The sequence below is a fragment of the Streptomyces anandii JCM 4720 genome, assembly GCF_014650655.1.
In the GTDB taxonomy this organism is placed as follows: Bacteria; Actinomycetota; Actinomycetes; order Streptomycetales; family Streptomycetaceae; genus Streptomyces; species Streptomyces anandii.
This window is the reverse complement of sequence record NZ_BMVJ01000003.1, coordinates 279,582-281,870: the sequence shown is the minus strand read 5'-3', so window position 1 is coordinate 281,870 and position 2,289 is coordinate 279,582. Positions and strand designations below refer to the sequence as shown.

Here is a 2,289-nt window from a genome sequence, read left to right as displayed (position 1 = left end):
TCAGCCGGCCACCAGGCGCCGGTCCAGGGAGGTCACCGCGTCCCGGAAGGCGCGGCCGAGTCCCGCGCGGCCGACGGTGAGCAGGAGCCGCAGCACGGCCGTGCCGTCCACCGCGAAGGTCCACTGGACCCGGGTCCCGCCGCCCGCGGGCGTGAGCCGCCACTCCTCGGCCAGCGCCCGCAGGCCCGGCGCGTTGGTGGCGTCCACCCGATAGGCGTAGACCTCGGGTTCCTTGGCGACCAGTACGGTCTCCTCGAACCGCGTCCCGCCCCGCAGCCGCACCTCGCGCCCGAGCTCGGTCGGCCGCGCCGACGTCACCGCCGAGAACCACGCGGACCAGCCCGGCACGTCCTCGGCGAGCGCGCGGTACACCCGCTCGGGAGCGGCTCGGACCTCCCGTGCGAAGACCAGGCGTACGGGGGCGGTGTCGACGAAGTCGGTCCCCACCGGGCGCAGACGGCGAGCCATGGACGCAACCCCCTCCTGGCGGCGGCCGGACGGCGGGCCGGCCGGGCACCGTTCAGCCTAGCTGACGGCCCCTCAGATGTCTGCCCCGTCCTCCGGCTCGCCGGCCACCACCAGCCGCAGCTGCTCGGCGACCTCCGCGCGCGCGTCGTCCGGCAGCCCGGCGTCCGTCACCAGCGTGTCCACCTGCTGCAGGCCGGCGAACGAACTCAGGCCCACCACACCCCACTTGGTGTGGTCGGCGACCACCACCACCCGGCGCGCCGACTGCACCAGCCGCCGGTTGGTCTCGGCCTCCGCCAGGTTCGGCGTGGACAGCCCGGCCTCGGCCGATATCCCGTGCACCCCGAGGAACAGCATGTCGAAGTGGAGCGCGGCGATGGCCTGGTCGGCCACCGGCCCCACCAGCGAGTCGGACGGGGTGCGCACCCCGCCGGTCAGCACCACGGTCGCCGCGCCCGGCCGCTGACCGGTGGTGCGGTGCGCCGCGTGGAAGACGTCGGCCACCCGCACCGAGTTGGTGACCACCGTCAGGTCCGGCACGTCCAGCAGATGATGGGCCAGCGCGTACGTCGTCGTACCGCCCGACAGGGCGATCGCCGTGCCCGGCGCGACCAGGCGGGCCGCCGCCCGCGCGATGTCCTCCTTGGCCGTCAGCTCCAGACCGGACTTCGCCTCGAAGCCCGGCTCGTGCGTGCTCGCCTCCAGGACCGGTACCGCGCCGCCGTGCACCTTCTCGAGCATGCCCTGGCGGGCCAGCGCGTCCAGGTCGCGGCGGACCGTCATGTCCGACACGCCGAGCTTGCGGGTCAGCTCGTTGACCCGGACACCGCCGCGGCGCCGGACCTCGTCCAGGATCAGGGCGCGCCGCTGCTCCGCGAGGAGGTTCTGATTCTCACTCACGTGTGCTCCGGTTCCTTTCGCCTCAAGCCGACCGACCCGCTTCGCGCACGCGCCCCGGCGAGGAGGTCCGAGTCCGTCACGTCATCGGTGTGCGGGCGTCCCATCCTTTCACGGGTGGCCGCCCGGCGCGCCACCGCCCGCCTCGACGCGCTCATGCCACAGTGCGCCGTCATCGTGTGCCGGCGCCGGCACGCGCCGGTGTCACCCGGATCGGGGACATCGAGTCCCAGGGGCTGTGCCGGCGAGCCCCCGCCCGGGATCCTGGTGCCGCAGGTCCGCACGGACACCGCCCGACGGCGCGTCACGGGGGAGCAGCGAACAGTGGAAGGTGCGCAGCAACGCGCGGCGGCCGGGGCAGAGGCCCCCGTACCGCCCGAGCCGGCGGAGACCGCCCTGGAGCTCCTGGTCCACGGAGTCGGCGGCACCACGCCCGAGAGGATGCTCGACGACCCGCGCACCGTGCGGATCACCGGGGACGACACGGCGGCGGTCTTCCGGCGCGCGGCCGACGCCGACGCCGAGGACCGCCCCGCAGGACAGCGCGCCGAACCGGTACCCGAGGCGTACGTGTGGTGCAACCTCACCTCCGGCAACGGCACCCGCGCCCTGTGGCTGCTGCTCCTGCCGTTCATGGTCGTCAACCTCGCCCACTGGATGCGCCCCACGGCCCACGCACGCCCTCGCACCGTGCGCCTGTACGGGCTGCTCGTCCGGCTGGCCGGCCTGACCCTGACCGTGCTGCTCGTCGCCGCCGCCTGCGAGGTCGCCCTCGACCTCGCCGCCTGGCAGTGCGCGGGCACGCGCGCGTGTGCGGCCCGGCACTCCTGGCTCGGCTTCCTCTCGCCCGCCGCCGGCGGCTGGTGGAGCGCGCCCGGCCGCCGCCTCGCCCTCGCCGCCCTCGTCCCGGTCGCCCTCACGGCC

2 protein-coding genes and 1 pseudogene are annotated in these 2,289 nt (G+C 75.4%); 1 reads left to right on the top strand and 2 read right to left on the bottom strand.

Translation table 11 applies throughout. From position 1 onward, the window contains the following. Together IE249_RS07190 and IE249_RS07185 are read right to left on the bottom strand one after the other, a co-directional pair. Positions 1-468, bottom strand: a complete 468-nt coding sequence (locus IE249_RS07190; protein ID WP_189703919.1) for an SRPBCC family protein — start codon at positions 466-468, stop codon at positions 1-3. Positions 469-540: 72 nt separating this feature from the next. Beyond that, complete coding sequence (locus tag IE249_RS07185) at positions 541-1,368, bottom strand: DeoR/GlpR family DNA-binding transcription regulator (RefSeq protein ID WP_189703918.1); 828 nt, start codon at positions 1,366-1,368, stop codon at positions 541-543. 321 nt (positions 1,369-1,689) lie between these two features. Between IE249_RS07185 and IE249_RS36570 the strand changes: the two are divergent. After that, a pseudogene (locus IE249_RS36570) lies at positions 1,690-2,289 on the top strand (hypothetical protein); the annotation flags it as partial.